Origin of the sequence: Candidatus Velamenicoccus archaeovorus (assembly GCF_004102945.1) — a bacterium.
GTDB classification, from domain to species: domain Bacteria; phylum Omnitrophota; class Gorgyraeia; order Velamenicoccales; family Velamenicoccaceae; genus Velamenicoccus; species Velamenicoccus archaeovorus.
In genome coordinates, this window is sequence record NZ_CP019384.1 from 1562577 (window position 1) to 1589353 (window position 26777).

Annotated in this window: 30 protein-coding genes; all 30 read right to left on the reverse strand. The window is 45.5% G+C overall.

Annotation, left to right across the window (positions count from 1 at the left end):
- Positions 1 to 267: 267 nt before the first annotated feature.
- The 30 genes from BU251_RS07195 to BU251_RS07335 all read right to left on the reverse strand — a co-directional run bounded on the left by BU251_RS07195 (position 268) and on the right by BU251_RS07335 (position 26738).
- Positions 268 to 1050, reverse strand: a complete 783-nt coding sequence (locus tag BU251_RS07195) for a hypothetical protein (RefSeq protein ID WP_128700388.1) — start codon at positions 1048 to 1050, stop codon at positions 268 to 270.
- Positions 1051 to 1470: 420 nt separating this feature from the next.
- On the reverse strand, positions 1471 to 1956 hold the full coding sequence (locus BU251_RS07200) for a peroxiredoxin family protein (protein WP_128700390.1): 486 nt from the start codon (positions 1954 to 1956) through the stop codon (positions 1471 to 1473).
- A 78-nt stretch (positions 1957 to 2034) separates the two neighbouring features.
- On the reverse strand, positions 2035 to 2421 hold the full coding sequence (locus tag BU251_RS07205) for a hypothetical protein (protein ID WP_128700392.1): 387 nt from the start codon (positions 2419 to 2421) through the stop codon (positions 2035 to 2037).
- Between the two features lie 194 nt (positions 2422 to 2615).
- Positions 2616 to 2837, reverse strand: a complete 222-nt coding sequence (locus BU251_RS07210) for a hypothetical protein (RefSeq protein ID WP_128700394.1) — start codon at positions 2835 to 2837, stop codon at positions 2616 to 2618.
- Positions 2838 to 2872: 35 nt separating this feature from the next.
- Positions 2873 to 3166, reverse strand: a complete 294-nt coding sequence (locus BU251_RS07215) for a hypothetical protein (RefSeq protein WP_128700396.1) — start codon at positions 3164 to 3166, stop codon at positions 2873 to 2875.
- Positions 3167 to 3304: 138 nt separating this feature from the next.
- Positions 3305 to 3724: an arsenate reductase ArsC gene (locus tag BU251_RS07220; RefSeq protein WP_128700398.1), complete on the reverse strand. Its 420-nt coding sequence runs from the start codon at positions 3722 to 3724 to the stop codon at positions 3305 to 3307.
- A complete protein-coding gene (arsB, locus tag BU251_RS07225; RefSeq protein WP_128700400.1) occupies positions 3717 to 4763 on the reverse strand; it encodes an ACR3 family arsenite efflux transporter in 1047 nt (348 codons plus the stop codon). The genes BU251_RS07220 and arsB overlap by 8 nt, the downstream gene beginning before the upstream one ends.
- Positions 4760 to 5065 (reverse strand): DUF134 domain-containing protein, encoded by a 306-nt coding sequence (locus BU251_RS07230; RefSeq protein ID WP_128700402.1) that lies wholly within the window; start codon positions 5063 to 5065, stop codon positions 4760 to 4762. Before BU251_RS07230 ends, arsB begins: the two co-directional genes overlap by 4 nt.
- Before the next feature lie 310 nt (positions 5066 to 5375).
- The gene (locus BU251_RS07235; protein WP_128700404.1) at positions 5376 to 5534 is read right to left on the reverse strand and encodes a CxxC-x17-CxxC domain-containing protein; all 159 of its coding nucleotides are present in this window, start codon (positions 5532 to 5534) and stop codon (positions 5376 to 5378) included.
- Positions 5535 to 5543: 9 nt separating this feature from the next.
- Positions 5544 to 5705, reverse strand: a complete 162-nt coding sequence (locus tag BU251_RS09455) for a hypothetical protein (protein ID WP_164908913.1) — start codon at positions 5703 to 5705, stop codon at positions 5544 to 5546.
- A gap of 156 nt (positions 5706 to 5861) precedes the next feature.
- On the reverse strand, positions 5862 to 7160 hold the full coding sequence (locus tag BU251_RS07240) for a B12-binding domain-containing radical SAM protein (RefSeq protein ID WP_128700406.1): 1299 nt from the start codon (positions 7158 to 7160) through the stop codon (positions 5862 to 5864).
- A 415-nt stretch (positions 7161 to 7575) separates the two neighbouring features.
- A complete protein-coding gene (locus BU251_RS07245) occupies positions 7576 to 10818 on the reverse strand; it encodes an efflux RND transporter permease subunit (RefSeq protein ID WP_128700984.1) in 3243 nt (1080 codons plus the stop codon).
- 37 nt (positions 10819 to 10855) lie between these two features.
- A complete protein-coding gene (locus BU251_RS07250) occupies positions 10856 to 12124 on the reverse strand; it encodes an efflux RND transporter periplasmic adaptor subunit (RefSeq protein WP_128700408.1) in 1269 nt (422 codons plus the stop codon).
- Positions 12111 to 13388, reverse strand: a complete 1278-nt coding sequence (locus tag BU251_RS07255) for a TolC family protein (RefSeq protein ID WP_164908914.1) — start codon at positions 13386 to 13388, stop codon at positions 12111 to 12113. The genes BU251_RS07250 and BU251_RS07255 overlap by 14 nt, the downstream gene beginning before the upstream one ends.
- A gap of 660 nt (positions 13389 to 14048) precedes the next feature.
- Entirely contained in the window at positions 14049 to 14282 is a 234-nt protein-coding gene (locus BU251_RS07260; protein ID WP_128700412.1) for a hypothetical protein, read from the reverse strand.
- Complete coding sequence (locus BU251_RS07265; RefSeq protein WP_128700414.1) at positions 14252 to 15694, reverse strand: B12-binding domain-containing radical SAM protein; 1443 nt, start codon at positions 15692 to 15694, stop codon at positions 14252 to 14254. Before BU251_RS07265 ends, BU251_RS07260 begins: the two co-directional genes overlap by 31 nt.
- 3 nt (positions 15695 to 15697) lie before the next feature.
- Entirely contained in the window at positions 15698 to 16153 is a 456-nt protein-coding gene (locus BU251_RS07270; RefSeq protein ID WP_128700416.1) for a DUF2889 domain-containing protein, read from the reverse strand.
- A gap of 9 nt (positions 16154 to 16162) precedes the next feature.
- Positions 16163 to 16600, reverse strand: a complete 438-nt coding sequence (locus BU251_RS07275) for a MarR family winged helix-turn-helix transcriptional regulator (RefSeq protein ID WP_128700418.1) — start codon at positions 16598 to 16600, stop codon at positions 16163 to 16165.
- A 37-nt stretch (positions 16601 to 16637) separates the two neighbouring features.
- Positions 16638 to 17285: a flavodoxin family protein gene (locus tag BU251_RS07280; RefSeq protein ID WP_164908915.1), complete on the reverse strand. Its 648-nt coding sequence runs from the start codon at positions 17283 to 17285 to the stop codon at positions 16638 to 16640.
- Positions 17254 to 17877 carry an HD-GYP domain-containing protein gene (locus BU251_RS07285; RefSeq protein WP_228767797.1) on the reverse strand — a complete coding sequence of 208 codons (624 nt, stop codon included), beginning with the start codon at positions 17875 to 17877 and terminating at the stop codon, positions 17254 to 17256. Before BU251_RS07285 ends, BU251_RS07280 begins: the two co-directional genes overlap by 32 nt.
- A 57-nt stretch (positions 17878 to 17934) precedes the next feature.
- Positions 17935 to 18108, reverse strand: a complete 174-nt coding sequence (locus BU251_RS07290; protein ID WP_320416945.1) for a phosphopantetheine-binding protein — start codon at positions 18106 to 18108, stop codon at positions 17935 to 17937.
- A gap of 114 nt (positions 18109 to 18222) precedes the next feature.
- Positions 18223 to 18438 carry an AbrB/MazE/SpoVT family DNA-binding domain-containing protein gene (locus tag BU251_RS07295; RefSeq protein WP_128700424.1) on the reverse strand — a complete coding sequence of 72 codons (216 nt, stop codon included), beginning with the start codon at positions 18436 to 18438 and terminating at the stop codon, positions 18223 to 18225.
- Positions 18438 to 18650, reverse strand: a complete 213-nt coding sequence (locus tag BU251_RS07300; RefSeq protein ID WP_128700426.1) for a hypothetical protein — start codon at positions 18648 to 18650, stop codon at positions 18438 to 18440. Before BU251_RS07300 ends, BU251_RS07295 begins: the two co-directional genes overlap by 1 nt.
- A 45-nt stretch (positions 18651 to 18695) precedes the next feature.
- Positions 18696 to 19310, reverse strand: coding sequence for a nitroreductase family protein (locus BU251_RS07305; RefSeq protein WP_128700428.1), 615 nt, complete (start codon positions 19308 to 19310; stop codon positions 18696 to 18698).
- Between the two features lie 14 nt (positions 19311 to 19324).
- Positions 19325 to 19624, reverse strand: a complete 300-nt coding sequence (locus BU251_RS07310) for a PG0541 family transporter-associated protein (RefSeq protein WP_128700430.1) — start codon at positions 19622 to 19624, stop codon at positions 19325 to 19327.
- Positions 19621 to 22767, reverse strand: a complete 3147-nt coding sequence (locus BU251_RS07315) for an efflux RND transporter permease subunit (RefSeq protein WP_128700432.1) — start codon at positions 22765 to 22767, stop codon at positions 19621 to 19623. The genes BU251_RS07310 and BU251_RS07315 overlap by 4 nt, the downstream gene beginning before the upstream one ends.
- 75 nt (positions 22768 to 22842) lie before the next feature.
- Positions 22843 to 23622: an SDR family oxidoreductase gene (locus tag BU251_RS07320; RefSeq protein WP_128700434.1), complete on the reverse strand. Its 780-nt coding sequence runs from the start codon at positions 23620 to 23622 to the stop codon at positions 22843 to 22845.
- Positions 23619 to 24560, reverse strand: a complete 942-nt coding sequence (locus BU251_RS07325) for an efflux RND transporter periplasmic adaptor subunit (protein ID WP_128700436.1) — start codon at positions 24558 to 24560, stop codon at positions 23619 to 23621. Before BU251_RS07325 ends, BU251_RS07320 begins: the two co-directional genes overlap by 4 nt.
- 4 nt (positions 24561 to 24564) lie before the next feature.
- Entirely contained in the window at positions 24565 to 26118 is a 1554-nt protein-coding gene (locus BU251_RS07330) for a TolC family protein (protein ID WP_128700438.1), read from the reverse strand.
- The gene (locus BU251_RS07335) at positions 26115 to 26738 is read right to left on the reverse strand and encodes a TetR/AcrR family transcriptional regulator (protein ID WP_128700440.1); all 624 of its coding nucleotides are present in this window, start codon (positions 26736 to 26738) and stop codon (positions 26115 to 26117) included. Before BU251_RS07335 ends, BU251_RS07330 begins: the two co-directional genes overlap by 4 nt.
- Positions 26739 to 26777 lie beyond the last annotated feature (39 nt).

Consider the following 26777-nt stretch of genomic DNA (forward strand, 5'->3'; position numbering starts at 1 on the left):
TCCCTCCGCCTCTGGCGGGATGACTCCGATCACCCGGCCCCATCGGATGGGCCGGTGCGCCGCTTTCTGCGGCGGCGTATCTTGAAAATATCTGGATGCACCTGGCCTTATCAGAAAGGCCAGTATTCCGCTTTCTGCGGAACCCGTCCGAACTCTGTGAGGACTGGTCGCAGACAGATATTTTCGAGATGTTTACGCGAGGAGTCTTGCCTCGATTTCCCTCCGCCTCCGGCGGAACGACCTCCTTGTGCCCGATACCCCGCAAGATCACTCTTCGAATTTCGGCGTGCGGCCGGCCCTTGAAAAAAACCGGACAAGATTCAAGGCAATCAGCCCAAGGACACCGGCAAGGCTGACAAGGAAAACCGACCGCCAGAACACATTGGCGGCCTTGAGGATCCTGATGTCTTCGACGAAAATAACCTCACAGGCCCCGGCGCCGCTGTCTGTGCGGCTGGTGCTCGTATGCCAGCTGACTTCGGCCGGTGAATCCCAATCGCCGCCGGCACCAAGCTTGCGGGCCTTGACGTTCACCAGCTTTCCCGTGATCTTGATCTGGTCCCCATAAACCAGAAAACCGATGATCCTCTCAAATTTCCTGCTGTTCATCAAGAGATGATTGTTGGAAAGCTGGTTCAGATTGAACGGCAGAGACTCTCTCCACTGCGCCCAGCAGAACCGACAGTCCTGAGAAAAAGACAAAGTGTTGGCCCGATATGACTTTTTCGAAAGGTTGTCTCCCCAGATCAGACAAAGGTCAAAAGGAAACACCTTATCGAAATTATAAATACTGAACGTCCGGTAATTAAGCTTGTGCACGAGCATGGCGTTGATCTCGTAATGATACAGCGGCTCAAGCTCATAGGCATAACCGTTGGCCCTGAAGGTAATAGGCGGGGATACCGGGAGGGGTGTCTGGATGGGGTCCTGGAGGGCCTCGGCGGCAATGCCAACGACACCCTTATAGTTGTTGCGGCCGAAAAAAGAAACGACCAGCAACCCCAAAAGTATCCAAAAAAGGTTCTTCCTGACGAAAGACAGGATTTCCACAGCGCTATTATATCACGACACCTGGGAAAAATAAGGGGGAATTCCAAAAGGGACAAAACGGCGGGCCTTTTGGCGGCAAACTGATGGCTCCGCCATGCGCGACAGCGCCAATGAATATGTATTTAACTCTTTGTAATGGAAGTAGTTACGAAATTCCAGAGGATTTGACCTGGCAAAAAAAGGACAAGGGGAGAAATCTGTTATAGATTACCGGGCATAGCCTGCCCTCTAGTAGTTTCTCCCCCTGTCTAATATCTTGTTTCGCTATCTACTGCAAATTTAACACAAGAAACGCAGGATTTTCAAGGGGTGATAAAAAAGAAAAAATAATTATTTTACAAGGAGAGGAATGCCGGAAAAATATTTTTACGAAAAACAACCGTTTTATTTTTTGTCGAAAAGCCTCTCCAAAAACCCTCCTCATAAACTCGTCAGCTCCGCGTATCTTTCGGGAAATCTGTAACCGCGCCACGTGATGACGCCCTCTTTGTTGATGATCAAAAAGACGGGGACACCGCCGATATCGTAAATGTCGCAGATTTTCCCATCCTCATCCAAGAGGACAGGGAAAGGAAGGCCTTGCTTGCCGGCGAAACTTGCGACCTTGGCGGCCGCTTCCTTCTTGTTCACGGCCAGGACCTCAAAACCCTCCTTCTCCAATTTCTGATATCTCTCCTTGAGATTATTGAGCTCGAACGGACAATAAAGGCCGTTCGTCTTCCAGAACATGATGATGACGTTCTTTTTGTCCTTGTAATCGGAAAGCGAAACCGTCCGTCCTGCTGTCGATACCAACGTAAAATCCTGCGCCAGCTTCCCTTCGCCTGCGGCCGCCATCAAATCCTGGAAAGACAACACCAGAAGAAACCCCAAAAAAACCATACCTATCGCTATTTTTACTTTCATACCATCTCCTCCTGCAACACCATAATTTCGGTTAAAGCTATTCCCTTTGGCGGCTTTTAAAAAACCGGCTCACCACGCCTACTTTTCCGAAGAATCCTCAAGATCCTTATCCTCCTGCGTCGCTTCGCCGCCTGCGCTCTCCTTCTTCGTTTCAGTCTTTTTGGTCCGGATGGCGCGATATTCCCTTTTGATGGACGCCAGGTCTCTCTTCAACCGGGCGGTATCCTGGCTCAGTCTCTCTTTGGCAAGCTTGACCGCCTGGGGGTTATTGGCTTTCTTGGCCGCTGCCAGTAATCTGCGATCGATAGCAATGGCCTGCCTATCCGAAATAATGACGGGGTTCTTGTTGACGTCAGGCGCTTGCGCGCAGACGCGCGCCGGCCAGGCCGCCATAAGAAATAATACGGCCAGCATGACTACTTTTTGTCCGAAATATTCCCCCCTGCCCATAGTGCTCCTTTTCATTTGCGGCCGCTTTTCCGCCCTTCTTCGCATTTCTTTTTATTATATGCCGATAAAAAATAAAAAGCCAGGATTTAAGCCTTCCGGGCCAACGCCGCATTTTGCCCCGCTGTGGGACGCCGGACAACATCGACGGAGGGCACAAAAAACGGGGCGGGAAAATCCCGCCCCGTTTGACCAGGCTCGCCGCCAGCTGCTTATTTCTTGCAGCAAGCGCCGCCCTGACAACACTTGGACGCAGCACAGGCGCATGCACCATCCTTGCAGCAAGCGCATGCACAGGCGCAGGCGCCCTTCTGACAGCATGCTTCGATGGCACAGCCGCCGCCCTTAGCCCCACAACACTTCCCTTCCGCATAGGCCTGTCCCGTCAACAGAAACAAGGCCATGAACAGCACAAACAAAAGTGACTTATTCATAGATACTCCTTTGTTATGAATGTTTGAAAAACAACTTATGACGGATCAGCGAGGGCCGGATTCGGGGGATGAAAAACGGTACGGACAGCCTTGTGTTGATACGCAAACTCCGGCGCCAGCGGGAGTGCGCCGGCCGAAACGAGGCGCGGGGAAAAGACATCCCTTTCTATCTTTGCCGGGCTGACACACACATGAAGACAGGCAAGGATCTTGCAATGGCATGACGCGCAGCAACACGCATGGTCAGGGGCAGAGAAAACAACAGGGATGCCGCCAAAAAAAATGACGGCAACCATCAAAATGATCAGGATTTTATGGCGTTTATGCATAAAGCAAGTTTAGTATATATCTATCGGGTGCTCAAGCCTTGGTCGACGGACTTCCCTCATGGCCCTTCGATCCCAAACTTCGATGAGGCTGCCTCGGGAACTCTTCTCTTTGACCAGCTTCTCCAAATCCGATTAGAATTATTTCAGCCAGTCTTTTATTTTTTGCTTAATTTGATCCCTGATCGTTCTTGTTTTTTCCAGCTTTTCATCGTAGGCGCCCTCAAAAGCCGCCGGATCGTCAAAGCCCCAATGAAGTCTCCTGCCGCTCCCCGGAAATGCCGGACATCTGCCTGACTGCGATTCATCGCAAACTGTGATCACATAATCATATTGCTTGCCCTGCTTGTAAAAATCAAACACACTCTTGGTCTTGTTTTGCGAAATGTCGACCCCGGCTTCCTTCATGACCTCGACAACAATAGGATTCAGCTTGCCTGGCTCAAGACCTGCGCTCTCAACATCAAACCTATCCGGCGCCATCTGCTTGAGGAAGGCCTCAGCCATCTGAGACCGGGCGGAGTTGTGGACGCAGACAAACAAGACTTTCTGTTTAGTCATGAAAATACCTGTTTTTGAATCTGAGGGCGACGCTGACAAGGCTGATGAGCACCGGAACCTCTACGAGAGGCCCGATCACAGCCGCAAACGCCTCGCCCGAATTGATCCCAAAGACAGCCACGGCCACCGCGATGGCCAGCTCAAAATTGTTGCTGGCAGCGGTAAAGGCAAGTGTCGATGTTCTGGCGTAACCGGCATGGATTTTGACACCCAAATAGAAAGATACCAAAAACATCACAACGAAATATATAAGAAGTGGTACGGCTATGCGCACGACATCAAGGGGGATCTTGACGATATATTCTCCCTTCAAGGAAAACATGACGACGATGGTAAAAAGCAACGCGATGAGGGTGACGGGACTAACCCTGGGAATGAATTTCTTTTCATACCACTCTTTACCTTGAAGCCTGATAAGGACAAAACGGGTCATAAGCCCTGCGATAAAAGGGATCCCCAGGTAGATGAAAACGCTCTTGGCGATCTGGGATATCGTGACATGCACCGCCATACCGCGAAGACCGAACCAGGTCGGAAGAATTGTAATAAACACCCATGCGTACACGGAGTAAAACAGCACCTGAAATACGGAATTCAGCGCAACCAGGCCGGCGCAATACTCGGTATCGCCGCGGGCCAGCTCGTTCCACACGATGACCATCGCGATGCAACGCGCCAGCCCGATCATGATCAAGCCGACCATATATTGCGGATAATTCCGCAGGAACGCGATCGCCAGCACAAACATCAAAACCGGGCCGATGATCCAGTTCTGGACCAGCGAAAGCCCTAAAACCTTGTAGTCGCGAAAGACATCTTTCAATTCTTCATACCTGACCTTGGCCAGCGGCGGATACATCATGAGAATCAAACCGATGGCGATCGGAACATTGGTCGTCCCAACCTGAAACTTATCCCAGAAATTCACGATTTGAGGAAAAAGGTATCCTGACCCGACGCCTACAACCATGGCCAGAAAGATCCAAAGGGTCAACAACCTGTCCAAAAATGAAAGTTTTCCAACAATGCCATCGCTCATCTTTTACTCTTTGTTTTAATCTTGCAACATCCGCCCTCGATCTTTATCGCTTTGATGTTGACCAAGGCATCGGCTATTTTTTTATGCGCTGAGGCAATAATCCTGGAGAATGTCGGCCGGGAGATCTTCATCAGCTTGGCCGCATCGACTTGCTTCATTTCTTCAAGATAGGCAAGCCGCATGGCCTCAAACTCATCAATGCTTAAAATAACACCATCGAGCCTGCGTGGCGGTCTGCATTTCGGACGAAAGCACCTCTCCCCCGGCAAACACTTGACCCATCTTGTCTTTTTCGGCCTCATGGACCCCCCGGTATTTATGAACCAATGTTCATAATTATTTTATCGCGGGATCCTCTTGTGTCAATGAATTCTGAAAAACGACAAGTATGTACGCAAAAGGACGGCCTCAAAAAAAGGACCGCCTTTTTCAAGGCGGTCCTTTCAAGGATTGTCCTTCGTCGCGCTTCGCTTGCTCAGGACAATGGCGCGCACAACCGAACCACGTCCGATTTATCCGCTATTTTTAAGCTGAATTATCTCCGGCTTCTTGCGCCGCAATAAGCAGAAATATATCCGCTCTCAAGAGACGGACATTTCGCCTCTTTAGGAGCTAACGTCCTTCGTTTTTATGCTTCGAATAACAATCTTTGCAGTATATCGGTCGACCATCCCTTGGCTTAAAAGGGACTTCGCACTCTTTCTTGCAATCTGAGCAAATCGCCTTGTGCATCTCCCGCGGACGGCTGAATCCGCCATCTTGATACCCCATTATTCCCTCCTATTGTTCACTCTGAAGATCCTGGCTTAAAGGGACCTGCTCGATCTCAGGCGCACCCTCTGCCGCTTTTTTCTCCAGTTTTCTCCGTTTCTTTTCCTCTGCCTTCTTTTTCCTGGCCAATTCTTTCTGATACTTCTTATACGAATAATTATCTCTGCTCACGATGTGCTCCTTACTTGGAAACCTTCTGCTTATATGCCCTATCTAGCGACTTGAGATGAATATGGCAATAGGCTTCGTGATTATAAATGCTTAAAATATTTTTGCAACCAGGAAACTTGCATCTCCTGCCCTTATGCGAAGTCATTATTTTTTTCATCAGCTAAAGATACCCTCTTGCGCCAGCCAACGCATGCTGCGGTTATGCCGCAACCAGTCTTTGACGATCTTATGGCCCATAAGGCGAAGGAATGCATTCCTGAAATGCAATCTGACAAATAAAACCAGGGTGTTGTAAACGGAATAAAACCTGGCATAAGCCTTGAGCACATTCATCTGAAGCTCCCGGGCGGATAATAATTTAGGAGCGAAAACAATGTGCTGCCCGTCGTAGAGCGACCAATCTCTGCTGAAAATACGTTTCTGTTTTTCTAGCTCCTCGTACACCTTGGTCCCGGGCAAAGGAGTCAGGATCATCATTTGGATGGTATCGATTTTGTGCCTGACCGCGAAGCGCAGCGTGTCCCACACTGTTTTCTTGTCATCATCATCGCCGCCTAAAACAAACATCCCGTGGATTTTAATCTTTTTTTTGTGGAAAGACCCTATGGCATGGATGATCTCTTCAATCGTCTGTTTCTTATCATACGCCTCGAGGGTTTTATGATTAACGGACTCAAAACCTATGCATGCGGTATTACATCCGGCGCGGGCCATGAGTGCAAGCAAACTTTCATCTTTTGCGGCATCGCAGCGCACCTGACAAGCCCAATGGCGCTTCTTCATCCGGACAAGAAACTCCAAGAGCTGGCGTGTGCGCTTTGGGTTCGCGGTAAAGTTGTCATCGCAGAAAAAGATATTCTTGGACCGTACGGCCAGCAGTTCCTTTCTGATATTTTCGGCGCTGCGGAAACGATACGTCCTGCCAAACATCTTGGTCACGGAACAAAAACTGCAGTCAAAAGGGCAGCCGCGCGATGTCAAAACAGGAGTGATAAAAGCGGGCAGACGGTAACCTTTAATCAAAGAAAAATCCGGGTAAGGCAATAGATCTAAATTTTCAACTGGTTTGCCGTATACAATTTCATCCCGAACCTCGCCGTTGACGATGTCTCCGATGACCCCCTCGGCCTCACCGACGACCACCTGCCGGGCAAATCTCCTGGCCTCCTGCGGCACAAGACTTGCATGCACCCCGCCTATAATGACTTTCTCTTTGGGGAATTTTCTGGCAATCTCATAGCCGCGGTTAGCGGTGGCGGTCAAAATAGAGATTCCGATGATATCGGCTTTGATGCCGGCATAGTCAGGGGTATAAATGTCTTCCTTGTAGATCTCGACCTCATGCCCCTGGTTCTTTAGGATCGTTCCCAAATACACCGGACCCAGCAACGGCATGGAAATCTTGCTATAGACATTGGCGATCGTTGAACCTGGCTCTATGAGGACTATCTTCATGCTGGTGCCTGCTTATTCTTTTGCGACATGCACATGGGGGTAACGTTCCGCAAATAAAAAAGCCGTAAAGGTTAGTAGACCTGCCCTTTTCGGCTTTAGATTTGCTAATCTTTATATTCTGCGGTTGGCATTATTATACCACCTTGATACGAAATACCAAAGGACAGTTTCAAAAAAAGACCGCCTCTTTCAAGGCGGTCTTTTTTTGAAATTTGACGGTGGTTGGCCGCCTGCGGGTTTCACCCTGCGGCGGCACTGCCCTGAATGTAAAAAAGCCGACCAGAAAAGGTCGGCTTTTTTACCTCATTAAAGTGGTTGCGGGGAACTGAGGTCTATAGGATTTCTTCTCCCTTATGCTAATTGAGCGATATTTTCTTTTTTCACAATTTTTATTATTAAATTTGGAAGCTAGGCGTCAGGCCTCTAAGTCTCTCTTCTTCCACAACAAATAGATGGCGGGATAGACGACGAGTTCCATGATGAACGAAGTGAATATCCCCCCAACCATGGGAGCGGCAATGCGTTTCATGACATCAGCGCCAGCTTCATAGGTTTGCGCCCACATAATGGGCAAAAGGCCGATAAATAAAACACAGGCCGTCATCATCTTGGGCCTCACTCTTTTCACTGCACCATGAAGAATAGCTTCTTTGAGATGACCGACGGTCTTCATCATGCCTCTTTTTTTCATATCCTCATAGGCAAGATCAAGATAAAGAAGCATGAATATCCCAGTTTCCGCATCAACACCCAATAGCGCGATGATACCGGCCCATACGCCTATGCTCAAATTATAGTGCAGGAAAACCAAAATCCAGGCAACGCCTATGAGGGAAAAAGGAACTGCCAGTAAAATGATGAACGTCTTGGCAAAGCTGCCGGTATTCAAATGCAACAGGAAGAAAATAATAAGGAGCGTCAGCGGCACAACGATCTTCATTCTCTCTTTGACCCGTTCCATAAACTCATACTGACCGCTGAAAACAAGGGAATAACCTGCCGGTAATGTCAAATTTTTCTTTAAGATCTCTTTAGCTTCGTTCACGTAACTGCCAATATCCCTGTCAGCCACGTCGATATAGACATAGCCTGCCAACGAGCCGTTTTCATCCCTGATCATCGCTGGACCTGTCGTTACTTCTATATCGGCAAGCTGCGCAAGAGGAATATTGGCGCCCAAAGACGTGGGAATATAGACATTTTTAAGTTTTTCAATATCGTCCCTCAATTCACGCGGGTAGCGCACATTGACAGGGAACCGCTCCCTCCCCTCTATGGTTTGGGTGATATTCTCGCCGCCAACAGCAGTCATCAGAGCTGTCTCTACATCTTCGACAGTCAATCCATAACGGGCAATATCATCTCTTCTTAATTTGAAGTTGACAAAATAACCTCCAGAAGTCCTTTCCGCATAGATGCTTCGCGTACCTTTGACCTGCCGCAGATGGCCTTCAACTTCAGTCCCGATTTTTTCAATCTTTCCGAGATCATCCCCGTAAATCTTTATCCCAACAGGAGTACGCACACCTGTGGTCAACATATCGACTCTTGCCTTGATAGGCATAGTCCATGCGTTAACCTGGCCTGGCAACTCAAGCTTTTCATTCATCTCTTTAATAAGGTCATCCCAGGAAATCCTGTCAGGCCAGATTATCCGTAAAGGCGATTTTAAGAATTCAGGCAGAATACTTGAATACCACCGGTGCTTAGGCCGCCATTCATTCTGGGGCTTTAAGACAACGACTGTTTCCATCATGGAATACGGCGCCGGGTCCGTTGAGGTAGCGGCGCGGCCTGCTTTTCCGAAAACCGTCACAACTTCTGGAAAAGTTTTTAAAATCTTATCCTGAATCATAAGAAGTTTTGTCGCCTCTGTGACGGAGATCCCAGGGGGGGTCGTCGGCATATAAAGGATGGTGCCTTCATTCAAAGGCGGCATAAATTCTTTACCGAGGCTAAAAAAGACCGGTACCGTCAGCAGGAAAACCAAGACAGCCGAACCAATAATGGCTCGCGGCTTCTTCAAAACGAATTGGACAACAGGTTCGTAGAATTTAAACAGCCTTTTACTGATAGGGTGCTTCTCTTCAGAATGGATCCTTCCCACAAGAACATGGTTGACGATAACACAGAGCCATTTTGGCCTAAAACTATAGAAATCAAGACGCGTAAAAAGCAATCGTATGGCCGGGTCTAATGTTATGGCAAGAAGTGCTGCAAAAAATATGGCAAATGTCTTGGTAAAGGCGAGCGGCTTAAAAAGCCTTCCTTCAAATCCTTCCAGGGTGAATATGGGTATAAAAGAAACCGCGATGACGAGAAGTGAAAAGAAAGATGGCCTCCCCACTTCTTTGACAGCATTGATGATGACTTCTTTATAATCCCCTTTTCTTCCTTCCTCTTGCCAGTGTGAAAGTTTTTTGTGGGCATTCTCAACGACAACAATGGCGCCGTCCACCATGGCGCCTATGGCAATAGCGATACCGCCCAAGCTCATGATATTTGAAGTCAGCCCCATAAGATACATCGGGATAAATGCAATAATAACGGCAATGGGCAATGTCACAATAGGGATAATGGCCGATGGGATGTGCATTAAAAAGACTAGAATAACAAGGCTGACAACGATCATTTCTTCAATGAGCTTCCGTTTCAAGGTATCGACTGATCTTAATATGAGATCTGACCTGTCGTAGGTGGTCACCAGCCTGACTCCGTCAGGAAGCTTGACATCATGAAGTTTCTTTTTGACGCGCTCAATGACTTTAAGTGCATTTTCTTTATATCTCATAACAACTATGCCGCCGACCACCTCGCCTTTGCCGTCCAGCTCGGCAACGCCCCGGCGGATATCAGGCCCGAATTGCACCAACGCGACGTCTTTAATCTTGACCGGCACTCCGTCCTTACCGACTTTAAGCACGACTTCCTTAATATCATCCAGCGAAGAAATATATCCTCGCACGGTCACCATGTATTCCTTGCCGGAAAATTCCAGGAGCCTGGCGCCGACTTCCTGGTTGGATTTTTTAAGCGCCATCATCACATCATTGATGGAAATACCTGTGGCAACCAGGGCATCGGGATTAACGAGAACCTGATACTGTTTGACAAAGCCGCCGACGCTGGCGACCTCGCTGACGCCTTTGACGGACTGGAGCGCATATTTAAGGTGCCAGTTCTGAAAAGTCGTCAAATCCTGGAGGGAATGTTTGCCGGATTCATCAACAAGCGCGTACTCAAAAACCCAGCCGATGCCCGTGGCATCGGGGCCGAGCTCGACCTGCACATCCTTTGGCAGTTGTGGCGTGACTTTAGAAAGATATTCCAGGACTCTTGAACGCGCCCAGTAGATATCAGTCCCCTCGTCAAAGATGCAATAGACGTAAGAAAATCCGTAATCTGAAAAACCGCGGATATCTTTTATCTTGGGAGCGCCGAGAAGCGATGAAACAATTGGGTAAGTGACCTGGTCCTCAATGACCTGCGGAGGCCTGTCCCATTTTGCGTAAACGATGACCTGCGTATCAGAAGGGTCTGGGATAGCGTCGAGGGGGATATTTCTTATGGCGACGATGCCGCCAACGACAGCCACGCCCACCATAATAAAAACAATGAGCTTATTTTTGGCGCAAAACTCTATGATCCTGTCTATCAAGCTACCCATCAAACACCGCTTTCTTTAAAGAAAGGTGTTATTGCTGATGCTGGTGAGTTTGCGTGGCTGCGGGTGCTTTCAATTGGCTCTCTGAATCCACAAAGAAATTGCCGGAGGAGACAACGTTCTCTCCTTCCGTCAAGCCGGAAAGCACTTCGTAATACTTTTCAGCTTTTGTTCCTAGCGTGACATCACGGGAGTCGAAATATCCTTCCGGAGTCGCAACAAAGACGATTTTGCGCTCTCCTGTATCGATCACCGCATCCTCAGGCACAGCTAATTTTTCGCCGATGTCTATCTTTATCATCGCGGAAACAAACATTTCTGGTTTCAACTTATCATCGGGATTCTTTATTTCTACGCGCACCTGATTAGTGCGGGTTGCGGCATCCAAAACAGGATTGACGGAAGCAACCTGGCCCTGGAATACCTCGCCCGGATAAGCAACGGCCTCAATATCCACAGGCATGCCAACTTTGATAAGCCCTATCTCATATTCATAAACAGAAACATACGCCCACACATTTTCGCCTTTGGCTGGCAGATACAGGTTCGTCTGCGCTTTCCGCGTCTTTTCAAGTTCGGCAATCTGGTCGTCGCTCATACCCTTCAATTTCAGCTTCTGGCGGGCTGCATCTGTGACGGATTTAGCGCGGTCAATAACGTCCTGCAGAGGAGAATCTTTTGTCTCGTCCTGCACTTTAAGCGCCTGGATGAATTCTTCCTGGGTCACAACAAGCTCGGGATCATAGGCGATCTTGCCAGAGGCGTGAACGATCTTTACAAGGTCTCTTTTCGTAACAGGCGAAACGCTAATCCCCATCAGTTTCTGCTTTTCAGGGCTGATAGAAACGCCTTCGGGATGCGCAGCTCCTTCCTCCTCATAAACAGGAACATACTCCATGCCCATAGAATCTTTCATAGGCACGGGTGACGTGACTTGCGGATTCATCGGATTACGATAAGCGATAATTTTGCGCTCTTCTTTGGCTGCTGCATTTTTTTCTTCAGCAACCGGGACGATTTTGCTATTTTCCGTCGTGATATATTCACCGCAAATAGGACACTTTATTCTCTCGCCGGGCTTCAGATGTACTCTTACCTGCATCCCGCATTGATGCATAGGACATTTATGTTCCAGGCAAACTTCCTGCGGAGTCTTGCCTTGAGAGGAAGAAACATCTTGCATGGCAGTCATCGAATCATGACGCATCTGTTCCCCAGCCGCCATAGAATGATATGCCAATAAAGCTATACTCAAGGCAACTAAAATAACAATGATCAATAAAGGATTATTTCTTTTCATAAGCAACCTCTTTTACTTGTGAACCGTCAAGATCTGTTCCGATGGCGCGCTCTAAGTCCGCCAGAGCGACTTTAAGCTCAAGAATGGCATTATAGTGTTTGAGTTTGAAATCGATGAGCATTCTTCGGCTGTCCAAGAGCGTGAGAAAATCAGACTGATTGGATTCGTAACCTTTGAGCGATGCCTCCAACGTCTCTTCTGCTTGAGGCAAAAACGACGTCTCGTAAAGTTCTATTAATTTTTTATTCGCTTCCACGCGCGCATAAGCATCCCTGACATCAAAAAGCACGGCCTTCTCTTTGGCAGCATACTCGGCCTTTACCATCTCGAGCTCTGACTTCATCTCTTTAACGCCAAAAGCCTGTTTTTGGAAAAACCATAACGGGACGGTAACACCCACCATTCCCGCCCAAGACTTTTCATCATTCATCATCTGTTTATACGTCACTCTGAAATCAGGCAAAAATTCATTTTGGGCGAGATGATAAGCTGCCTGGCCCTTATCTATGGCATAGCGATAGGCTTTCAGCTCAGGATTATTTTGTTTAGCGAGAGCATAGCAATCTTGCAGTGTCTGACTGAATTTTATCGTCTCGCCGGCAGAAGGTGCGCCGAGCTCATCTTGAGGGTCTCTATTCAGAAGAACATTTAATCTGCCTTGGGCTGTCAGGCGTCTTTGCTCAAGCATAACAAGCTCTGTGTCAACGCTTGCCAGCTCCACCTGCGCTTTCAAAACATCCGCCTGGGGACCTTCTCCTGTTTTATACCGCGAGACGGCTGATTGTGAAAGTTGCTCTAAAATACTTTTGTCTTCTTTGTTAACTTCAATCTCTCGATAAATCACAAAAAGTTCTGCATAGGCGCTCTTGACTTGGGAGATGATTTCTTTTTCTTTGGCCTGATAGTTCTCATAGGCCATTTTGGCGAGCTTTGAGGCAACCTTAGCGCGCAAAAAAAGCTTAGTCGGAAAAGGGATATCCTGTGATATCTCGTAGGTCTTCATGGGCTCGCCTGTCAGCATCCTGTCAGCGGTCATCTTATCATAGCCGACCGAAAACATGGGATCAGTAAGGCTTGCCGCCTGCCAAATACGTGCGTTCGCAGCCTCATACGACCTTTTGGCGGACAAAATCTCAGGATTCGCCTCTAAGGCCTCATTCATGGCCCTCTTCAAGTCCAGTTCTTCGGCTGCCGTGATAACAGAGTCGAATAAGAAAAAAACAAACAAAACAATTATTGCAACACTTATTTTTCTATTTTTCATGTTATTGTTATAACATAACTGCAAACAGTTATTGAATTTCAACCGAACTGTCCCCATTATACTCCGACAAAAATAAGAAAGCCAAGACATTATGTCTTGACTGGATTGGTTGGCCGCCCGTATAAGAGGAACGTACATTGAGAAACGGGAACCGTTCAGGACCCTATTCTATGTCATATTAAAAAAACACCACCCTTCCGAGTGGTGTTTTTTTAATATGGTTGCGGTGGTCCGATTTTTAATAAGGGCATGACTTACGGAATGAGCGTAGCGAATAAACGTAAGTCATCTGCCCGAATTAACTCCGAAGGCCGCAAGAAAATTTGGAAAAAATTTTCGCAGCGAATGGCTTTCGGAGGAACGGCGCCACGAGGGCCCCTGGCTACCCAAATAAAAAGACACCCTTTCGGGTGTCTTTTTATTTGGTTGCGGGGGTCCGGGGTCTATAGAACTTCCTCTCCCTGCTTGGATCGCCTAATTATATAGCAAATTGGCTGTTTTTGGGCTGTTTTTGCGCTTTAGAGATAGTTATTTTGTCCAAAATGTCCGCCTTTTTGAAGCTCATTTATCTCTAACTTTTTGCACTGTAAATGGTAGAGATATGTCCACTCTTAAGAGGTGGACATCTATTAAAAAAATTGTTTCTCGCCCTACGTAACCTTAAAAAATAATCTTACAACCCATCGCATAATCAGGTCGGCTGTTTTTAAACATGCTAAAACCGCCAAAACAAGTAAAATTATTGCAATTATCGACAACACCTCTATCAATCTGCTTATATTGCCATCTTCTTTGCTTCTTAGAAATGTTTGTTTTAATCTTGTCTTCACGGCTATTCTCTTCAACATAGTGATAAACAAAAATTAAATAAACGCCTCGCCCTTCAAGAAACATTCCTCTGCCTTGGATGCAACTTCCATATAATTACGGCAACAAGCAGCCACTAAAGGACTGGAGTATCCATGAAGCATTCTTTGAATCCGTTTTTGCTTGGAATAAAACTCTCTATTCATCCATGCAGCCAAACGATTAATTTCTTCTCTTGAAAGATATTTTGTAGGCATTAAAGCATGGGCCATATCAAAAAAACGGAAATCTTTTATTTCCAGTCTCGGGCTATCCTTTAATTCATCCCACAGGTCTGTCCCCGGATAAGGAACAAGGATATCGACAGTCATTAAATCGGGGTCCAACTCGTCCAATAGTTGGGCACGACGCTTGATTATCGCCTCATCATCATCCCAAAAACCGATCATTATAGTTCCACAAGTAGCTATATCATTTCTGCGCAACTCATCAATACCATGTTTAATTTCGGATATGGTGATATTCTTACCCATAGACTTTAGCTTTTCGTCAGTCTCGGCCTCTACGCCGACTAGGGTCAAAATACAACCGGCTTTTCTCATCTTGGGAAATAACCCAATCTGTTTAGCGAATGCATCGGCCCTGCCTAAAAACATCCAAGAAAAATGCAAATCTCTTTTTATGACTTCATCGCAGAATTCTTCGATACGTTCAGCCTGATTATTAAATTCATCATCCTGGATATCAAACATTTGGACGCCGTATTTCGTGACCAAAAGTTCGGCCTGATCGGCTATGCGTTTGCCGGAAAGACCTCTCCAAATGCCAACATTTTCTTTCATTCTCTTATCGTACTGTTGCCATTGAACGCAGAAGCTGCACCTGCCAGAACAACCTCTACTGGTTACTATCCGCACGGCCCTTGGCCAGTAAGAATAATGAACATACTTTTCTATCGGAAATAAATGGTAAGCAGGAAGCGGCAAAGAATCTAAATCTTTGATGAGACAGCGTGGCTGGGTTAAGACAACCTTGCCATTTTTTCTATAGCCTAAACCGTTTATTTTGTCGTAATCAGGGCTTCTTTTTTTAGATTCTTCTAAAAATTCCAAGAGGGTATTTTCACCTTCTCCGACAACAACAAAATCAATCTCCGGATGTTCCTTTAGGGATTCAATAGGCATAGCATTAAAATGCATTCCCCCGCAGAGAATTTTTATATCTGGAAATCTCTTTTTAATCTGCTGGGCTGCCTCATATACGCAATGAACCCAAGTCGTACCGCACCCCATGCCGATAATATCGGGCTTAATCGTATTGATCTCATCCAACATCTGCTGATGAGTATATTCATAAGCTGGACAGTCCAAAACAGCGACCTCGACATCCGACTTCTCAAGTAAATAAGCGGCCAATTGGGCATATCCAGGATAGATAGATTTCATTCTTCCAAAATAAACCCACATACCCATAGGCGGGGTCAAAAATAATATCTTCATCGGCTAATCCTCATTATTATCGACTTTTAATTTTCCTTTATTCAACCCCATACAAACACCATAAAATGTACCGTCTGGAAAATCTTTCATTTCTTTGCCGTCGGGCGTCATCTGGGCTTTCCTCAACAAGGCAACAATGCCCTGGGCTATCTCGTGGATCAGATCGACCAGGTGGATGCAGCCCTGATCGCCCCCTATCGCCTTTTTGACCTTCTGGCGGAATCCTCTTCCGACCGCTACCCCCCTTAAACCAACCAATCTGTCAAAAGGGACTCGGCAGACTTCTTTCGGCAGTTTATTAATTTCGACTTTAACATCCACCACTTCTAAATTGGGCAGTTTAAAAATCATCCTACATTTAAAATCGTGATAATCATCGGAAAAACTGCCCGAAGACAGAATCCTGCCTCTCTCTTTTTCTATTTCGAGATCTATTTGGATATTGCGGGCGAATTTCATGCGCGATCCTCACAAATCCAAGATCTTGAGCTTCTTGGATAATTCAATAAAGATTTTTCTTTCTTCAGAACCCAAATCGCAGGCTATCTTTTTAAAAAAAGCCGTTAATTTCTTCCGATAGCTGTCGCTTTTTGCTTTACCGTTTTTGCTGATCCTGATAAGCACGGTCCTTCTGTCTTTCGGATCGTACTCGCGCGCTGCCATCTTTTTCTCAACCAACCTACCAATCAAGCCGGTCATTGCCGCCCGAGTCAAACCAAATTCATTTGCCAGCGCAGTCATGCTTACGGAAGATTTATCTTTCAAAAAAGTAAGCGCCTGCGCTTGTTGATAACTTAGGTCTATTTCTTTTGCCGCGGCCTCCAGGCGTTTCCTAAGGACGAGATAAAGTTTCAGAGACGCATCTGCCAAATTTTCGTAAACTAAGCGACGGGACAAATTTTCCATGATCAATTTTCCTTGGGGCTTCCCCTGTGTCTGATTCCTATATCCAGCCCTGTTCCTTCCAGTAGCGATATTCACCAGGCCAGTCTTCTTTCTTTGCCATAATCACTTGCTTAAAATACTCCCTCTGGGTCTGGATAACCGCTTCTTCAACAGGAAATATCTTCTTTCTTTTTATAGCCTCGCTTAAATCCACGCCTAAATTATACGCCTTCCTTTTTATCTCTTTGTCAAGAGGTACCGCGGTAGAAACTCCACCCACATAGCGGGCTCCGCAGGCAGTCGTATATTGTTTTATGTATTCCGGAACCATATCATGCGGCCCGCCTCCCGATGTTGCCACTGCCGCCGCATATTTCTCCAATAATCTCTGGCAGTGGATAAAATGGCTTGAGCGATCCAAGAGATTTTTTAAGTGACCTGTAATATGGTGGATGTATACGGGACTGGCAAAAATAATCGCATCGGCCTCCAATATTTTCTGTTGCAAAAGACGGACATCGTCTTTTATGGGGCAGGATAAGATGTTTTTATGGCAGGCCTCGCAATGCCGGCAGAATTCTATTTTATAGTCGCAGAGATGGATGATTTCTTCGCAAAAACCATGTCCTTGCGCAGCAGAAAGTGCTTCTTTAAGCAGATCCAAGGTGTTGCTTTTATTTTTGCGCGGACTGGCCAGAATACCCAATATTTTCATTCTCTCTAACCCCTTCTTTTAACGCCTCATTAAATTTCTTCAGCTTACCGCCTCCTGCGATTACTGCCAAGGCAGCGTCAACGACCTTAACATCATATAGCAGACCGCTATTTTGTTTGATCTCCTGCAAGGCCTGATCCACTGTGGATGCAGGCCTATACACCTGCGGGGAGGTCATCGTATCTACCACATCGGCAACCGCAATTATTCTTGCTACAGGATTAATATCCTTGACGCGCAAACTGAAAGGATACCCTGAGCCATCCAGTCTTTCGTGGTGCTGAAGCGCGACTTCCGCAATGATAGAATCCGGTTTTAGAAATTCCAACAAACGATATCCTGACTCCGGGTGCCTCCTGAGTATCGCAATCTCTTTTTTATTGAGAGCGCTCGGCTTATTAAGAATCTGTTCCGGCGCCTCGATTTTTCCGATATCATGGAAAAATGCCGCTAAGCGGACCTGCCTGATACCCTCCGCGCAATATTGCATTTTCTTGGCAATGGCGCAGGCAATGTCCGCAACCCGTTTTCCATGCATAAAAATCCGCTTATCTTTGTTTAAAAGCCTTATGATCAAAAACAACGAGTCCAAGACATCCATTATCTGTTTTGTTTTAAAAATCCCTGTTTGTCCGAGAGGTCATTCTCCAGATCTTATATATAAATATTCTACGGCATCTCCGATTATCAGAAACTTATCGGCGTCATCATCGGAAATTTCCACGTTAAACTCATCCTCCAGGATCACCGCCGCTTCTATATAATCCAAGGAATCAAAATTCAGGTCTTCTTTACAATGAGTATTTGGCTCCAACTCAAGTTCAGTATGTTTAATTTTTTAGCTAGCACCTGCTTTATTCTCTGAATATATTCCTGCTTCTGATATTCCGGGATTTCCAGCTTTTTCTTAAAAAATTTCATTCTACCCTTAAAGTCCTCTATAAATTTTATCCCCCGCTTTTCCCAAAAGCTTGCTGAAATATTTTTCCGGCATGAGGCTGATTATCTTTTTATCGGCTTGAGCAAAAACCAACAGGCGGTCCCGCGGCTTAATAGCGAAAGATTTTCTTAATTTGGCCGGGATAACTACCTGCCCTCTCTTTCCTACTTTTACAGCGCCATGAATTTTGCTTTTAAAACGCATCAATCATCCTTTGCCATTACGATTACAACATAAGCTATAACAATTATGGCTGCGATAATCCGCATTTTTTCTTTAACGATAAAATGATAATCGTAGCCTATATGTATCCCAAACCAAGAAAGCGAATGCCATTCTTCCCTAAGCCCTGAAAATAGCAAGGCAAGAATGGCACCGATCAATAATGCGTATTTGCGCACCCTGCCGATTTTCATCCGGCTCCCCTTAGGTTATCCCATCCAAACTCCAGACAAACTCCTTTACATCTTTATTACAACCTCATCAAAATTTTTTCTCCTTAAGCGTGTGAGCAAAGGTTTTTCTTTGTCGTGATAACCTACAGCAATAAGCATCGCTACCTCATATCTATCAGGGATATTGAATGCCTCTTTGACTTTATCCTGCTCAAAACCATCCATGGGATGAGTATCAATGCCAAGGTATTTAGCAGCCAATATAAAACTCATTGCAAAAAGCCCCGCATTTCTTAAGGCAAATCCTCTGGCGGAAATATCATTCCCATAAAGGCTTTTGGCAAGCCCTGCGTAGGTATCTCTTGCTTCTTCTTTTTGATAGCCTTTCTCTACCATATCATCAAAGACTTTATTTATTTCTTCATATCCTTTGATATCCGCTAGTAAAACAACTATAACTGAAGCCTCTTCTACTTTGGGTTGGTTTAAGGCTGCCTGGCGCAGTTTCTTTTTCTCCTCAGGGTTAGAGATCAAAAGTATCTTCCAAGGCTGAAGGTTAAATGAGGAAGGGCAAAGACTTGCCATCGCATAAATTTTCTTGACTTCTTCTTCGCTTACTTTGCGTTTTGCATCAAAAAAATTTACTGATCGCCTTTGTTTAAATACCTCTCTTAAATCCATTCTCGCGCCTCCTTTTAAGTCATCTCCTCAAGCGGTAAAACAAATGCCTTTACGCCTTCTTTGCCCAATTTCTTGCGCAATTCTTTAACATACAAAATGAGCTGCCTTGCTTCATTGTCTTGACAGGCCGCGTATAAAATATTGTTCCTGCCGGGCCAGATGTCATCGCCTAAATGCGTGCCGCTGGTTTCGCCCTTACCAAAGACTCCTTTTATCTTAGTGTAATTCTTCACCCCGCAACTCTCCAAAATCTCCATTACTTCATCGTCAATCGCTTCATTATAGGTAATCATTGTCATCATCATCGTCATCATTTCTTTTTGCCTCCCTGCCTGCCGGCAGGCAGGCGTTCTTTTCTAATCTTTGCCTCAAACACAGCGTAAAGCGTAGGCACAAAAAACATAGTAACTAACGTAGATAAACTAAGTCCTCCTAGCATAGTAATACCTAGCGGCTGCCAAACCTCTGAGCCCTCTCCTGTTGAAAGAGCTAAAGGCAGGAGCCCAGCTACGGTGGTAATCGTAGTCATCAACACCGGTCTTAACCTTTCTTTACCTCCGATGGTTACCGCATCCAACATAGATAATCCGCGGGCACGCAGGATATTTATATAACTTACAAGTACTATGGCATTGTTGACCACTATTCCCATAAGCATAACCATACCCAAGAAGGTTATTACACTCAAAGTAGTTCCTGTCAAAATAAACCCCAGGATTACTCCGGTAAAAGTAAAGGGTATAGCAAACATAATAATAAACGGGTCCAATAAAGACTCAAATTGCGCGGCCATAACCATATATACCAAGGCAATGCCTAACAGTAAGAGAAGAATCAAATCCTTGAATGCCTTTCCCTGCTCTTCTGCCTCGCCGCCAAAATTTATCACAATATCCGAGGGTATGGTTATCTTCTTGAGGCTCTTTTTAATATCCTCAATAACCTTACCCATTGAGCGCTTATAGGTATTACATTCTACTCTCAGCACTCTTTCGCGGTTCTTACGCTCAATCTCAATAGGGCCTGCGGTTTCATAAACCCTGGCAACCGTGCTTAATTTAATCTGTTTTCCCGTAAAAGGTGAGACTATGGAAAGATTCTCCACGTCTTCGGGTTTGGCGCGGAACTGCTCTTCCAGGCGCACATATATGTCGTAGGTTTCTCCCTTTTCGCGGTATTTAGTGGCGGTTGCGCCCTCCACAAAAGTCTTGATGCTGTCGGCAATAGTGCGCATATTCAGACCCAAGGCCGCTGCCTTTTCCCGGTACACCTCTATTCTTAGCTCCGGCCGGTTCAATTCGCGGGAAATACTTATATCAATTGCCCCCGGTATTTTTTCCATAATTTCTTTTATTTTTTGCGCCACTGTATTCGTGTCTTCAAAAGAATGGCCGATAATTTCAACCTGAACCTGTTTGCCTGCTGTGCCGGTAATTATTCTGCCGATGGGGCTTCCTGTTGTGATATCGGTCTTTAAGACGCCGGGGATTTGCCTGATTCTATTTCTGATGACTTGGGCGATTTCTTTAACCGAGCGCTTTCTTTCGGTTTTAGGCACAAGCTTAGCTCCTCCGGAAGTAATATGAGTCCCTGACTGCCCTCCAAATACCGCGCCCACGCCTGTGGTTAGCCCACTTCTTACATACATAAATTTCTCTTCCGGCGCTTCTTCTTTAAAAATATCTTCTATTTTCGTAGCAACTTTATCAGTCTCCTCTAGGCGTGTGCCTATGGGAAGATTTACTGTAGTGCGCAAATCTCCTGAATCCTGTTCGGGTATGAACTCGTTTCCCACAAAGCGGGTTAAAAATAAACTGAAAATAAAAGCCCCCAAAAATCCAAAGATGACTATTTTTTTATGCCCCAGGCACCAGGCTAAGCATTTTCTGTAGAATTCTTCCCAGGATTTAAACCAATGTTCGGAAATCTGGTAGAATTTACTAAACCATTTAAATTTAGCTTTTGCCTGGCCATTATTAACTCCCATCCACTTAGAGGCAAGCATCGGGGTAAATGTTACCGCAGTAAAAAGCGAGGCTAAAAGCGTGACTATTACAATGATCGCCAATTCTCCGAACATTATTCCCACCACTCCGGTAATGAAAATCAAGGGCAAGAACACTACCACGGTAGTGAGGGTGGATGCGGCAATGGCGAGAAACATCTCAGACGTACCAAAGATCGAAGCCTCCTGCAGACGTTGTCCTCTTTCCAGATGGCGATGGATATTATCCACCACAACAATCGCATTATCTACCACCATTCCTATAGCAATAGTCAAAGAAGAAAGGCTGATGGTATTGATGGTCTTGCCGCTTAAGAAAAGATAGATAAAGGCAATCAGGAGCGAAAAAGGAATGGTCAGGGCGATTACCAAACTGGGCAAAAACTGACGCAGGAAAAACCAGACTACGAGAATTACCAGGATTCCTCCTACCCAAACCGTAGATTTAAGCGAATTAAGAGAATTGATAATGTCATGAGAAGAATCCATAACCGGGTACATTTTTACGTCTTTAGGAAGAGTTTTTTGCAGCTCATCCATCTTTTTCTTCACCCGGTTTGCTACTTCCACGGTATTGGTTCCAGTCTGTTTTTGGATCATCATCAAAAGGCCCTGATGGCGGTTGATGCGCACAATGTTGGTTACTTCTTTAAAGCTATCTTCTACCCGGGCAACGTCTTTGAGGTAAACAAGATTGCCGTTGCGTTTGCCCAGGATAACCGAGTTTATCTCATCAGGAGTGGCAAACTCTCCGGGCACGCGCAGAAGATAATCCGTAAAACCGGATTTTATGCTGCCTGCCGGCTGGGTAACGTTTTCTTTAGCTAAAACATCTTGGACGTCAAGTATGGAAAACCCGTATCCCTCAAGCTTGTGCCTGTCTATCCAGATATTAATCTGGCGCTCTAACCCTCCGTTAAGCTGCACTGTGCCTACTCCGGGAATCTGCCTTAGGGGGTCTCCTACTCTTTTGTCAATCATATCAAAAAGCTCAGGATAACTCTGCTCTGCGGTAATCCCTACCATAAGAATAGGGAACATGGCAGTATTAAATTTAAAGATAAAAGGGGTATCCATTTCATCGGGAATATCGGGGAGAAAGCGCTTGGCGCGCTCAATGCGGTCGCGGATATCATTTGAAGCCTCATCAAGATTAGTACCCCAGACAAACTTAAGCGTCACAACTGAAAGTCCCTCAAGTGAGCGCGAAGTGATTTTTTCAATTCCCGGAGTAGTGGCTAATTGGTTTTCCAGTGGTTCGCTTACCTTTATTTCTACGTCTTCAGGGCTGGCGCCTTCATAGGTAGAGATGACGGAAATCGACGGCGGCTCAATCTCCGGCATAGAATCTATTCCTAAGCGGGTCAGGCTGTATAATGCCAAAATAATAATCGCCGAAAAAATCATTATATTCGTAACCGGCCTTTTTACGCCAAATTCCGGTAAGTTCATCGAATTCCTCCTATATACAACTGCGAGTAGCCCATTTCTTCAAAAATTTAAAGACTTATCATTAAAACGGCCATTTTATTTATCCGGATGCTGCTGTTTAAAGGGAATTACGGGCTTTGTCCAAGGTGTCTGCTGATTTATCACTGAAATTTCCAAAGGACAAACATTCGCCGGTACGCTTAAAGCAAACTTTAATGCGTTTTCTATTGCTTCCGTCGTCATCAAACGCGAGGTATCCGCGGTTATATCTTTTAACTTCCCGGTTAACTCCGTATCGGTTACCCCGGGCAAAATCGAAGTGACCTTTATGCCATGGTCGCGTAACTCCCAAAATAAAGCTTTTGAAAAAGCGCGCAAGCCTACTTTTAATGAGCTATAAACGATGAAATTTCTCGGGAGAGGATCATTTAGGGTCGAGCCGGAAACCATATTGATAATCGCTCCGGACTTATTTTCTATCATATCGTTGATCACTAAACGTATCAGGCGCACATAGCCGAGATAATTTGTATGCGCTAATTTCTCGAGATCTTCCAAAGGCTGGTTCTGGAAAGGATACTGGCTGGAAACTCCCGCGTTATTGATTAATATATCAATGCGGCCGAATTTCTCTTTGGTTTTATCAACTAGGTTTTCTAAGTCCTCTAATTTTGTGACATCGCATACCACCGGCAGGACGGCAACTTTGTATTTCTCGGCAATTTCCTCGGCGGTTTCCTTTAAAGGACCTTCTCCCCGCGCAGCAATCGCCAAATTAATCCCTAAGCTTGCAGCGGCCGCTGCCAACGCCTTGCCAATGCCCCTGCTGGCTCCGGTAACCACCGCGACTCTCCCATTCAGATATGCCTGGTTCATCTTTGCCCCTCTCTTTTGGATTCTTCTTTTTGGCCGCTTTTTTCTCCTTCAATGCTGACAGGAGCAAGATCGTACAATTGCTGCTGTCCCATTACCACGACCTGATCCCCTTGCTTTAGCCCATCGATTACCTCGTAATCAGCGCCCTGGCGTATCCCTAATTTGATATTCCTCTGATGCGCCGCATCGCCGTTAACGGCATAAACGTAAAGACCGGGCTCTTTGCCCATAATCGCCTCTTTCACAATCACCGGCACATTTTTACGCTCCTCAATCACTAATTTTACATTTGCAAACATACCTGATTTTAATGCGTGCTCCGGATTGGGAATAATTATCTCTATGGGGGCGGTGCGCGTCTCTAAATCCAGCACCGGGCTTATCCGCGAAACCTTACCCGTAAAATTTTCTTTAGGATAGGCCTGCACAAAAACCTGCGCGGTCTGGCCGACGGAGATTTTCGGCAGGTATTGCTCCGGGATATCCAGGTCTATTTTTACGTTATCCATTCGCACTGCTAAAACAACCGGGGTCTGGGGCGTTACCTGTGTCCCGATATCCACGTAAACCCTGCCGATAATCCCGCTCATCGGGCTTTCTACCGGCGCCTTCTCAAATTTAAATCCCACCTCATCGCGGTCAATGTAAGCGATAACATCCCCTTTAGCCACAGAATCGCCTTCATTCTTAAGCTTCTCGATTATCTTTCCGCCTACCTTGGGATAAACGACTGCCTCATCCTCCGCCTTGATATCTCCCACATAATCCAGGGTATTTTGTATATCCTTGAGCTCAACCCGCATAACTTTGACGGGGATAGCCTCTTTTTGCTCTTTTGCTTTTTCTTTGGAAGACGGGCCGCATCCGGCGACAGCAAAAGAAAATACCAATCCAAAGACTAAATATAAAGGTAAGCGCAAATTATTTTTGTTTGCCATTTCTTCACTCCTCTAATTTTATATCATTCTTAACTAAAGTTAAGCCTTGAGATTTATCCAGATTAATGAGAGCTATGTTGTATTCAATCAACGCGTTAACATAGTCAAGTTCGGACTGCGCTAATTTATCCTGATAATCCAGCATATCATGTGTAGAAACCTGTCCTGCAGCATAACGCTCCTTCTGCGCCTCGTAATTTTCAGTTTCTTTTTGTTTAGAGAGCTTAGCCACATCTACGTGCTGCTCGCGCGCTTTGACTAATCTGACCTTATCCCTGACTTCCAGGATAATATTCTGCTCTAATCTTTTAAATGACAGCAGGGCTTGGGCTTTTTCTAATTTTTTCTGGTCATATTTTGCCCGGTCGCCGCTGCCCCAGGGAACGCTGAACTTGACTCCTACGCTCCAATCGGTATAGTCGGAATTAACTTTTTCAAGGGCATTCTGATAATCCTCTCCTAATCCATTCAGGCCAAAACTGCCCGTCAGGTCAACCGTAGGAAGCGCGGCATTCTTGGCAGCGGCAATCTTTATATCCCGGTTTTTTAAATCTATCTTCGCCGAGTAATAATCCGGCCTGTATTGAAAAGCGTCCTGGAGGCTTCGTAATAAATCCACTTCTTCAACCTTAAATTCCGGCTGGTCTATCAATTCAACCTTAGCATTCCAAACCTCGGGGTCATCAACTAAATTAGTAATAAGCTTAAGGTCGTCTTCTGCTTTTTTCATCAATGTCTCAGCCGCAATTACTGCTTTCTCTCTCTGGGCCGCGGCAGCTTCTGTTTCCAGCAAATCAACCGAACTAATCAGCCCTTTCTGATACCGGGCCTTGTTAATCTCCAGTAAATTTTGGGCGCGTTCCAAAGATAACCTCGCAATGGCATAAGCCTCAAGATAGTAAATATAATTATAGTAAGCGGTCTTTGACTTGCTGATGGTATCCATAACCGTATCTTTAAAAGATGCGTCGGATTGCAGCCTATTATTCTGGGCTACTGTAATATCCGCTTTATTAACCAAGATGCCGAATCCTTTAAAAAGCGGCTGGGTAATGGTGATCTTAGGCTCTGCTGTATAATAAGGGTTGTAAACCTGATATACAGAATCGCTTTTATATCTCTGGTTAAGAAACTCCATCTTATATTCTGTGCCGGTTACAAGCTTGCCTGAAACATCCGCGTTAAGCCTCGTGTCCTGGGAATTATAAACACCTGCTCCCTGCAAAACATTAGATGAAACTTCATTCTTATCGTGTATTGTATATTCGGCATTAAAAGTCGGCTCAAAATCCGCCTCGGCTATTCTTACGTCATCCTGTTTTAGCTTCGGCTCAATGCGCTTGATAAGTATTTCTGAATTATTCTTTAAAGCGTAAGCAATGCAATCTACCAGGCCGATCCTCAAAACTCTATTCTGCGCTCCTGCGGCCATAAAAAGGGCTTTTTCTACTTCCCTTGCTTTTTCCTCATCAGCGGCTTTTTTATCTAAGGCATTTGCCTCAAGAGCAGGCGCAAAAATAAGAATGTTTATAAGCAAGAGATTTAAGAGTTTCTTCATTGTTTCTGCTCCACTCCGTTAAAGAAAATATCCAGGATAAAATCTGTCATATCGGTTATTTTTTCTTTCTTGCAAGCTCCTTTAAGCCAGGGGAAGATAACCGCATTTAACATCGAAGCCAACACATAAGCTAATCTTTTTGCCTCTAAGTCTTGCCTAATCAGGTGCTTTCCTTGGGCATCCTTGAGCAGTTCAGTAATGTAATCGAGGTATTTCACAAATTTATCCACTGTGTTCTTTGAAATCTTATCTTTTATCGCCCAACGCAAGCCCCCTCTTTCTGAAAAATAGATTCTGAAGAAATCCTGGTTCTCCTCAAAATACGTTAATTGCTGACGGACCAAGACCTTGATTTTTTCTTTCGCATCTTCTGTATTATTTACTTCTTTTTTTACTCCGGATATTAAATCCCCTATCTTTCTTTCTATCAGCTCCAGATACAAAACTTCCTTGTCCTTAAAGTACAGGTAAATTGTCCCTACGGCATACTGGGCTTCTTTCGCAATGTCTTGAATTGTCGCCTGATGATACCCCTTTATGGCAAAAATACGCTCTGCCGCTTTGAGGATATCGCTTTTGCGCAATAACTTATCTCTTTCTTTTCTGTTAAATGCTGCCATTTTGGCCTTTTACCTCTTTAGAGGTATTGCTCAATTAAT

Bases quoted from the DNA above. Each gene is read 5' to 3' on its own strand.
- BU251_RS07320 (WP_128700434.1), bottom strand. From the start codon at position 23,622: ATGAACCAGGCATATCTGAATGGGAGAGTCGCGGTGGTTACCGGAGCC.
- BU251_RS07275 (WP_128700418.1), bottom strand. From the start codon at position 16,600: ATGGAAAATTTGTCCCGTCGCTTAGTTTACGAAAATTTGGCAGATGCG.
- BU251_RS07305 (WP_128700428.1), bottom strand. From the start codon at position 19,310: ATGGATTTAAGAGAGGTATTTAAACAAAGGCGATCAGTAAATTTTTTT.
- BU251_RS07220 (WP_128700398.1), bottom strand. From the start codon at position 3,724: ATGACTAAACAGAAAGTCTTGTTTGTCTGCGTCCACAACTCCGCCCGG.
- BU251_RS07255 (WP_164908914.1), bottom strand. From the start codon at position 13,388: ATGAAAAATAGAAAAATAAGTGTTGCAATAATTGTTTTGTTTGTTTTT.
- BU251_RS07310 (WP_128700430.1), bottom strand. From the start codon at position 19,624: ATGATGACGATGATGATGACAATGATTACCTATAATGAAGCGATTGAC.
- BU251_RS07210 (WP_128700394.1), bottom strand. From the start codon at position 2,837: ATGAATAAGTCACTTTTGTTTGTGCTGTTCATGGCCTTGTTTCTGTTG.
- BU251_RS07325 (WP_128700436.1), bottom strand. From the start codon at position 24,560: ATGGCAAACAAAAATAATTTGCGCTTACCTTTATATTTAGTCTTTGGA.
- BU251_RS07315 (WP_128700432.1), bottom strand. From the start codon at position 22,767: ATGAACTTACCGGAATTTGGCGTAAAAAGGCCGGTTACGAATATAATG.
- BU251_RS07250 (WP_128700408.1), bottom strand. From the start codon at position 12,124: ATGAAAAGAAATAATCCTTTATTGATCATTGTTATTTTAGTTGCCTTG.
- BU251_RS07300 (WP_128700426.1), bottom strand. From the start codon at position 18,650: ATGAAAATCGGCAGGGTGCGCAAATACGCATTATTGATCGGTGCCATT.
- BU251_RS07230 (WP_128700402.1), bottom strand. From the start codon at position 5,065: ATGAGGCCGAAAAAGACAAGATGGGTCAAGTGTTTGCCGGGGGAGAGG.
- BU251_RS07215 (WP_128700396.1), bottom strand. From the start codon at position 3,166: ATGCATAAACGCCATAAAATCCTGATCATTTTGATGGTTGCCGTCATT.
- BU251_RS07330 (WP_128700438.1), bottom strand. From the start codon at position 26,118: ATGAAGAAACTCTTAAATCTCTTGCTTATAAACATTCTTATTTTTGCG.
- BU251_RS07205 (WP_128700392.1), bottom strand. From the start codon at position 2,421: ATGAAAAGGAGCACTATGGGCAGGGGGGAATATTTCGGACAAAAAGTA.
- BU251_RS07240 (WP_128700406.1), bottom strand. From the start codon at position 7,160: ATGAAGATAGTCCTCATAGAGCCAGGTTCAACGATCGCCAATGTCTAT.
- BU251_RS07265 (WP_128700414.1), bottom strand. From the start codon at position 15,694: ATGAAGATATTATTTTTGACCCCGCCTATGGGTATGTGGGTTTATTTT.
- BU251_RS07235 (WP_128700404.1), bottom strand. From the start codon at position 5,534: ATGGGGTATCAAGATGGCGGATTCAGCCGTCCGCGGGAGATGCACAAG.
- BU251_RS07200 (WP_128700390.1), bottom strand. From the start codon at position 1,956: ATGAAAGTAAAAATAGCGATAGGTATGGTTTTTTTGGGGTTTCTTCTG.
- arsB (WP_128700400.1), bottom strand. From the start codon at position 4,763: ATGAGCGATGGCATTGTTGGAAAACTTTCATTTTTGGACAGGTTGTTG.
- BU251_RS07260 (WP_128700412.1), bottom strand. From the start codon at position 14,282: ATGTTTCTTGAAGGGCGAGGCGTTTATTTAATTTTTGTTTATCACTAT.
- BU251_RS07295 (WP_128700424.1), bottom strand. From the start codon at position 18,438: ATGCGTTTTAAAAGCAAAATTCATGGCGCTGTAAAAGTAGGAAAGAGA.
- BU251_RS07270 (WP_128700416.1), bottom strand. From the start codon at position 16,153: ATGAAATTCGCCCGCAATATCCAAATAGATCTCGAAATAGAAAAAGAG.
- BU251_RS07335 (WP_128700440.1), bottom strand. From the start codon at position 26,738: ATGGCAGCATTTAACAGAAAAGAAAGAGATAAGTTATTGCGCAAAAGC.